The 7,880-nt window shown below is 64.1% G+C and carries 8 protein-coding genes; 3 read left to right on the forward strand and 5 right to left on the reverse strand.

The genetic code is table 11. From position 1 onward, the window contains the following. Positions 1-31 precede the first annotated feature (31 nt). Positions 32-397: a DUF4870 domain-containing protein gene (locus G3436_RS19475; protein WP_163948262.1), complete on the reverse strand. Its 366-nt coding sequence runs from the start codon at positions 395-397 to the stop codon at positions 32-34. 12 nt (positions 398-409) lie between these two features. Then, entirely contained in the window at positions 410-1,132 is a 723-nt protein-coding gene (rph, locus tag G3436_RS19480) for a ribonuclease PH (RefSeq protein WP_163948265.1), read from the reverse strand. A gap of 263 nt (positions 1,133-1,395) precedes the next feature. On the opposite strand from rph, the gene G3436_RS19485 reads away from it, so the two are divergent. Next, complete coding sequence (locus tag G3436_RS19485) at positions 1,396-2,259, forward strand: YicC/YloC family endoribonuclease (RefSeq protein ID WP_163948268.1); 864 nt, start codon at positions 1,396-1,398, stop codon at positions 2,257-2,259. A 13-nt stretch (positions 2,260-2,272) separates the two neighbouring features. Beyond that, complete coding sequence (gene gmk, locus G3436_RS19490) at positions 2,273-2,893, forward strand: guanylate kinase (protein WP_163948272.1); 621 nt, start codon at positions 2,273-2,275, stop codon at positions 2,891-2,893. A 17-nt stretch (positions 2,894-2,910) separates the two neighbouring features. On the opposite strand, the gene G3436_RS19495 is transcribed toward gmk, so the two are convergent. From G3436_RS19495 to G3436_RS19505, 3 genes are all read right to left on the reverse strand, one after another. Next, positions 2,911-4,431 (reverse strand): APC family permease, encoded by a 1,521-nt coding sequence (locus G3436_RS19495; RefSeq protein WP_163948275.1) that lies wholly within the window; start codon positions 4,429-4,431, stop codon positions 2,911-2,913. Positions 4,432-4,539: 108 nt separating this feature from the next. Beyond that, complete coding sequence (locus G3436_RS19500; protein WP_163948277.1) at positions 4,540-5,310, reverse strand: gamma-glutamyl-gamma-aminobutyrate hydrolase family protein; 771 nt, start codon at positions 5,308-5,310, stop codon at positions 4,540-4,542. Between the two features lie 33 nt (positions 5,311-5,343). Further along, positions 5,344-6,726, reverse strand: a complete 1,383-nt coding sequence (locus tag G3436_RS19505) for a glutamine synthetase family protein (RefSeq protein ID WP_163948280.1) — start codon at positions 6,724-6,726, stop codon at positions 5,344-5,346. Between the two features lie 243 nt (positions 6,727-6,969). On the opposite strand from G3436_RS19505, the gene G3436_RS19510 reads away from it, so the two are divergent. Next, positions 6,970-7,854, forward strand: coding sequence for a LysR family transcriptional regulator (locus G3436_RS19510; protein WP_163948283.1), 885 nt, complete (start codon positions 6,970-6,972; stop codon positions 7,852-7,854). Positions 7,855-7,880: the final 26 nt, after the last annotated feature.

The raw sequence follows: 7,880 nt of genomic DNA on the forward strand, positions 1-7,880 counted from the left end.
CTGGCTTGCCAGCGAAGAGAACGCTGCGGTTTCAGGCCAGTACACGCCAGGCCAGCGGATAACGGAACGCCTTGCCCTGCTTGACCTTGACCGCCGCAATGATGATCAACACCGCCACGCCCAGCGAAATGATGGTCAGCGCCAGCTTCGCCATCGGTACGGTGAAGGCCACAATGCACACCATGCCCAGCAGCGTCATGGTCAGCTGGAAGTTGACCGCCTCCTTGCCCTGGGCATCGACGAACGGGTCGACGCCGCGCCTGAACCACCACACCGCCAGCGGCGCGATCAGGTTGGCAAACGGCACCACCATGCCAGCGGCCGCCGCCAGGTGGCACAGCATGCCCCAGTGACGCGCAGCATCACTCGGCACGACGGTGTTGGGCTCCTCGACCATGACCACTCCCGATCAGTCTGCCAGGGCAGCCTTTTGCAGCTCGAACAGGTCGGTCATGCCCTTTTGCGCCAGCGCCAGCATGGCGTTGAGCTCTTCAGGCTGGAACGGTGCGCCTTCGGCGGTGCCCTGCACTTCGATGAAACCACCGGCGCTGGTCATCACCACGTTCAGGTCGGTCTCGGCGGCCGAGTCTTCCGGGTAGTCCAGGTCCAGCACGGCTTCGCCCTGGTACATGCCCACCGACACGGCGGCGATCATGTGCTTGATCGGGTCGCCACCCTTGAGGCCGCCACGCTTCTTGACCACACGCAGGGCATCGACCAGTGCCACCATGGAACCGGTGATCGACGCGGTGCGGGTACCACCGTCAGCCTGGATCACGTCGCAGTCGACGTACAGGGTGATGTCGCCCAGCTTGCTCATGTCCAGTGCAGCGCGCAGCGAGCGGCCGATCAGGCGCTGGATTTCGAGGGTGCGACCGCCCTGCTTGCCACGGCTGGCTTCACGCTGGTTACGCTCGCCAGTGGCGCGCGGCAGCATGCCGTACTCGGCAGTCAACCAACCCTGGCCCTGGCCCTTGAGGAAGCGCGGTACGCCGTTCTCGACGCTGACCGTGCAGATGACTTTGGTGTCACCGAACTCGACCAGTACAGACCCCTCGGCGTGTTTGGTGTAGTTGCGGGTGATGCGGATCGAGCGCAGCTGATCGGCAACGCGACCACTTGGACGTTTCATTTGGGCTACCTGTACTGGATATGAATCTGCCCGGCATTATAGGGCCACAGGGCCGTGCTGGACATGCCTGTGGGCAAATGCACGGCCAGCCGATCGTCGGTGTATACCGCGCAAAGCCCGCGCCTGACCACCCTGGTCGGGTTTTCCGGCTGCCCGAACGGCGTTTTGTACCATCAGCGCATTGGGAGGCGGCGCCGCACTGCGCTACAATCCTGCGCCTTTGCAGCCTGTTGGGTTGCGCCCTTACCTGCGAGGTATTTCCCATGGTGCACAGCATGACCGCCTTCGCCCGCGTCGAGCAGGCCGGGACCCAAGGCACCCTGATCTGGGAACTGCGCTCGGTCAACCATCGCTATCTCGAGCCTCACCTGCGCCTGCCCGAAGCCCTGCGCGACCTCGAAGGCGCCGTGCGTGAAGCGCTGCGCCAGGGCCTTTCGCGCGGCAAGGTCGAGTGCACCTTGCGCTTCAACGAGGAAAACGCCGGCAAGCCGCTGCAGGTCGACCGCGAGCGCGCCGCGCAGTTGGTCGCCGCCGCCGAGACCGTGGCCAGCCTGATCAAGCAGCCGGCCGCGCTCAACCCGCTCGAAGTGCTGGCCTGGCCTGGCGTGCTGGTAGCCGATGCCAGCGACCCGCAAGCGCTCAACAGCGAAGCCATGCAATTGTTCGAACAGGCTCTGCAAGAGCTCAAGCACGGTCGCAACCGCGAAGGCGCGGAACTTGCGCGCCTGATCAACGAGCGCCTGGACAGCATGAGCGAAGAAGTCACCACCCTGCGCGCGCTGGTGCCGCAGATGCTCGCCACCCAGCGCCAGAAGGTACTCGACCGCTTTGCCGACATGCAGGCCGAGCTCGACCCACAGCGCCTGGAACAAGAGATGGTGATGCTCGCGCAGAAAAGCGACGTGGCCGAAGAACTCGACCGCCTCAGCACCCACGTGACAGAGGTGCGGCGCGTGCTCAAGTCGGGCGGCGCCGCCGGCCGGCGCCTGGACTTCCTGATGCAGGAACTCAATCGCGAAGCCAACACCCTGGGCTCCAAAGCCTTCGACACACGCAGCACCCAAGCGGCGGTCAACCTCAAGGTGCTGATCGAGCAGATGCGTGAACAAGTACAGAACATCGAGTAAGGCCACCCCTACCATGACCCACAGCAGCGGCACCCTCTTCATCGTCTCGGCCCCTTCGGGCGCCGGCAAGACCAGCCTGGTCAACATGCTGACCACCGAGCTCAACCACATTCGCGTGTCGGTTTCGCACACCACCCGCGCCATGCGCCCGGGCGAAGCCGACGGCGTGAACTACCACTTCGTCGACCGCGCCGAGTTCGACCGCATGATCGCCCAGGGTGACTTCCTTGAGCAGGCCGAAGTGTTCGGCAACTGCTACGGCACCTCGCGCAGCGCACTGCAGCACACCCTCGACCAAGGGCATGATCTGATTCTGGAAATCGACTGGCAGGGTGCGCAGCAGGTGCGCAAACTGATGCCCGAGGCGCGCTCTATCTTCATCCTGCCGCCCAGCCAGCAGGCATTGCGTCAGCGCCTGACCAACCGCGGCACCGACAGCGACGAGATCATCGAAGGGCGCATGCGCGAAGCGGTCAGCGAGATGGTGCACTACGACGAGTACGAATTCGTCATCATCAATGATGACTTTGCCACGGCCCTGGAAGACCTCAAGGCGGTGTTCCGCGCCAACCGGCTGCAACGCACGCAACAGCAACAGCGCCACACCGAGCTGCTCACGCAATTGCTTGCCTGAGCAGCCCGCCCGGCCGCTTAACCGCGGCTGGGCACCGTGGCGTGACGGCGCAGGGTCATGCCCAGGAAGAACGCCGGCGCCCGCAGGCGCGACAGCATCATCAGCACCAGGCCCAGCAGGGTGATGATCACCGCAATCACGAACACCAGCCCCAGGCCACCTACATGCGAGCCGCTGCCGAAGGTCGGCGAAGCGCTGTCGTAGGCCGTCTGCAGGAAGATCACCGACAGGATGCCGCCACCCAGCAACGGGCACAGGCCGCGCATCAGGAAGTGGCGCACGCTGTCGGTCAGGCTGTGGCGGAAGTACCACACGCAGGCGAACGCGGTCAGCGAGTAGTAGAAGCAGATCATCATGCCCAGGGCGGTGATGGTGTCGGCCAGTACGTTTTCGCTGAGAGTGCGCATGGTCACGTAGAACACGCCGGCAGCCACACCTGCACAGATGGTGGCGTAACGCGGCGTTTTCGAACGCGGGCAGACGCTGGCGAAACGCTCCGGCACCGCACCGTAGTACCCCATCGCCAGCAAGGTACGCGCCGGCGAAACGAAGGTGGACTGCAGCGAGGCTGCGGTGCTGGCCAGCACCGCAATCGACATCAGAATCGCCAACGGCCCCATCACCGGGCCGGCCAGGTGAGCAAACACGTTTTCCTGAATACGCGGGTTGCCCAGCCCCAGGCCGATGTCGCTGATACCGGCAAACTGCAGGGTGGCAATCGCGGTCACCAGGTACAGGCCCAGAATCAGCAATACGGTCAGGGTCGCAGCGCGCCCCGGCACGTCGTCACTGCCTACCGACTCTTCGCTGATGCTCAGGCACACGTCCCAGCCCCAGAAGATGAAGATCGACAGCGACAGGCCAGCGGTGAATGCCGAGAACGACTCCACGCCGAACGGGTTGAACCAGTCCAGGTCGAACTCCAGCGGCGGCGCTGACGCCGACTCGCCGAATGCGGCCATGGCAAAGCCCACCAGCACGAGCAACTGCAAGGCGACCAGGCCATATTGCACGGTCATGGTGGTGGCGATGCCCCGACAGCAGATCCACACCGCCATGGCGATGAACACGCAACACGTGGTGACGTTGATCAGCAGGTTGTCTGCCAGCGCTGCCACCTCGTGGCTGCCGGTGACCTGCCCCAGGAACAGGTAGAAAAAGTCCACCGCCACCCCGGCCAGGTTCGACAGCACGATGGTGGTGGCCGTCACCAGCCCCCAGCCGCCGATCCAGCCGATCATCGGGCCGAAGGCGCGTGCAGACCAGGTAAACGAGGTACCGCTGTCGGGCTCGGCCGCGTTCAGCTCGCGGTAACCCAGGGCCACCAGCAGCATGGGCAGGAAGCCGACGATGAACACCGCCGGCAGGTGTGCGCCGACTTCACGCACGGTCGGGCCCAGGGCACCGGTGAGGGTATACACCGGTGCGATGGTGGAAATGCCCAGCACGATGCTGGCCAGCAGTCCCAGCCGGCCCTTGGCCAGCCCTTTGGAACGCCCGCCCACACCTGGGGACAGGCCTGCTTTGGGTTCACTCATGAGTAGTTGCCGCCACTATTGGTATTATTTTTCGGGCGCTCCGCAGGGCGCCCGCTATCACTCAATGAATCGTGTTGCAGTGCATCGCGCCGGCCCGGCCGGGTCACCTCATAGGGCGTCCTCGCGCCTCTGGGCGTAGGCGATGCAGGCTTCGCGAAACGCCTCGAACAGGCGCAGCGAAACCGGGTTTTCGGCGAAGCGGTACTCCGGGTGCCATTGCACACCGACCACAAAACCGCGGGCGTCATCCATCGACATGGCTTCGATCAGTCCATCGGGGGCCAGCGCTTCGACCCGCAAGCCATCAGCCAGGCGATCGATGCCCTGGCTGTGCAGCGAATTGACCATGAAACGGCAGGGCAGCCCCAGCTGCTCGAATTTCCCCCCGGGCTGCACAGTGACCAGGTGGCGGGGGCTGTATTGCTCTTGCAGCGGCGCATCCGGCGGTTCGCGGTGGTCCAGAAAGCCGGGCAGCTCGTGCACACGTTGATGCAAGGTACCGCCCAGGCTGACGTTGAGTTCCTGGAAACCCCGGCAAATGCACAGCACCGGTACGCCGCGGGCAATCGCGGCCTGCAGCAGCGGCAGGGTCAGGCGGTCACGGAACACGTCGTGACGGGTGCCTTCCACGCTGGGCGCGCCATTGTAATGATGCGGCTCGACATTAGAAGGCGAACCGGTAAAAAGAATGCCATCCAGGCGCTCTAGCACAAGGTTCGGGTCGCCTGCCTCGTCACGCGCAGGGAGGATCAGGGGTAGCCCGGCAAAGCCGGCCGCCTCGACATACTTGTCGCCCACGGTGTGCGAAGAGTTCTTGCCCAGTTGCTGGCGACAGGCACTCACACCAATCAAGGGCAGGCGCCCTGCGGTCGTGTTCATCGGTTAACCCTCCGTTGCTGCGTGATCCAGGCGTCACACCGTGTGCAGGTACCAGTTGTATTCGAGGTCGGAGATCGACACTTCGAACTCCGCCATTTCGCTTTCCTTGCAGGCGACGAAGATGTCGATGTAGTCCGGGCTGATGTACTGGTTCAGCACCTCGCTGTCATCGAGCTCGCGCAGCGCATCACGCAGGTTGTTCGGCAAGCTCTGTTCCAGTTGCTCGTAGGCGTTGCCTTCGACCGGCTCGCCCGGGTCGATCTGCTGGGTCAGGCCGTGGTGAATACCGGCCAGGATCGACGCCATCATCAGGTACGGGTTGGCATCGGCGCCGGCAACACGGTGCTCGATGCGCACCGCATCGCTGCTGCCGGTCGGCACGCGTACCGCCACGGTGCGGTTGTCCAGGCCCCAGCTCGGCGCATTGGGCACGTAGAACTGCGCGCCGAAACGGCGGTACGAGTTGACGTTGGGGCACAGGAAGGCCATCGAGGCCGGCATGGTTTCGAGCACGCCACCGATGGCGTGGCGCAGGGTTTCGCTGTGCTCGGGGTCATCGCTGGTGAAGATGTTCTTGCCGGTTTTCTTGTCCAGCAGCGAGATGTGCACGTGCAGGCCATTGCCCGCCTGGCCCGGATAGGGCTTGGCCATGAAGGTGGAGTCCATTTCATGGTCGTAGGCGATGTTCTTGATCAGGCGCTTGAGCAGCACGGCGTAGTCGCACGCCTTGATGGCGTCGGCGACGTGGTGCAGGTTGACCTCGAACTGCGCCGGGGCACTTTCCTTGACGATCGCATCGGCCGGGATGCCTTGCTCCTTGGCCGCTTCGAGCATGTCTTGCAGGCAGTCGACGTACTCGTCCAGGTCATCGATCAGGTACACCTGGGTCGACTGCGGGCGCTTGCCTGAAATCGGCGAGCGTGGCGGCTGCGGGCGACCGTTGAGGTTGTCCTGATCGATCAGGTAGAACTCCAGCTCGAACGCCGCACAGATATCCAGGCCCAGCGCATCGAACTTCTCGACCACGCCGCGCAGCACTTCGCGCGGGTCGGCGAAGAACGGCGTGCCGTCGAGCTCGTGCATGGTCATCAGCAATTGGGCGGTCGGGCGCTTCTGCCAGGGCTCGAAGCTCAGGGTGCCGGGGATCGGGTAGCAGATGCGGTCGGCGTCGCCGATGTCCAGGCCAAGACCGGTGCTTTCGACGGTGGAGCCGTTGATGTCCAGAGCAAACAGGGAGGCCGGCAGGTTGATGCCTTTTTCGTAGACCTTGACCAGGCTGGCACGCTCGATGCGCTTGCCCCGCACCACGCCGTTCATGTCTGCAATCAGCAGATCGACAAATTGCACCTCAGGGTGGGCCTTGAGAAATTCACCCATCTCGTCGAGTGGGATGGCGCACGGGGAGACCGACGTCATGGCTAGGCATCCTTTGATTTTTTATCGGGCGGCAATGGAGGAGGTGTTACAGCGCTATCGGGAGCGGCGATGGTTTCATTGTTGTTTTTAAGGGTCCCATCGTGGGGAACTGTCGAACGCCGCGGTTTCGTACGGTCGTTCCAGGTACAGACAACGTCGCGGGTTGATTCACGACTGCCGCCTCACTATAGAATGGCCCCAATGCAACAGACATTGGCATTTAGGCAAGCAAAGAGTGCACCGATGCAATATCAGATCAGCCACGCCGACCTTTCCCTGGTTCTCGCCCTGGTGCGTGGACGCTCGCTGGCCAAGGCAGCAGAGCTGCTGCGCGTGGACGTTTCGACGGTGTTCCGCTCGATCCGGCGCATGGAGGCGGCATTGGGTACCGCACTGTTCGTGAAAAGCCGCAAGGGCTACATCCCCACCGGCACTGCCCAGGCACTGGCCGAGCAGGCTGAACGTGCCGAACAGGCGCTGGATGCGGCGCGGGTGGCGTTGGAGCATGGCGAACAGGTGGTCAGTGGCACGGTGCGCCTGACCTGTACCGATGCGGTACTGCACAGTTTGCTGCTGCCGGCGCTGGCCGAGTTCATGCCGGCCTACCCGGCACTGTCGCTGGAGCTGGCAACCTCCAATACCTTTGCCAACCTGAGCCGGCGCGATGCGGACCTGGCCCTGCGCCTGACCAACTCGCCACCTGAGCACCTTGTCGGGCGCTGCCTCGGAGCGGCATCGTATGTGATCTGCGGCCGCGAGGAGTACCGCGAGCGGCTGGCCGAGGCGCCAGCCAGCGTGCCATGGATCGCACCGGATGACTCGATGCAGGACCACGCCACGGTGGTGTGGCGCAGCCAGCAACTGCCAGGCGTGATGCCGCGCTATCGCTGCAGCGGGATCTCGGCGATCGCACAGCTGGTGGCGGCAGGGCTGGGAGTGGCGGCCCTGCCCGACTACATGGCCGATACCTTGCCGGGCGTGGAGCAGTTGAGCGGTGCGCTGCCAGGCTGCAATACGGAGCTGTGGCTGCTGACAAGGCCTGACTGCCGGGCGCTGCGGTCGGTCCAGACGTTGTTCGACGAATTGACCCCCCGGTTGCGCGGAATGCTGGGGCGCCAGCAAGGTTAGGCCTGGCTTTCGGGCCCCTTCGCTGG

The sequence above is a fragment of the Pseudomonas brassicae genome (assembly GCF_010671725.1).
GTDB classification, from domain to species: domain Bacteria; phylum Pseudomonadota; class Gammaproteobacteria; order Pseudomonadales; family Pseudomonadaceae; genus Aquipseudomonas; species Aquipseudomonas brassicae.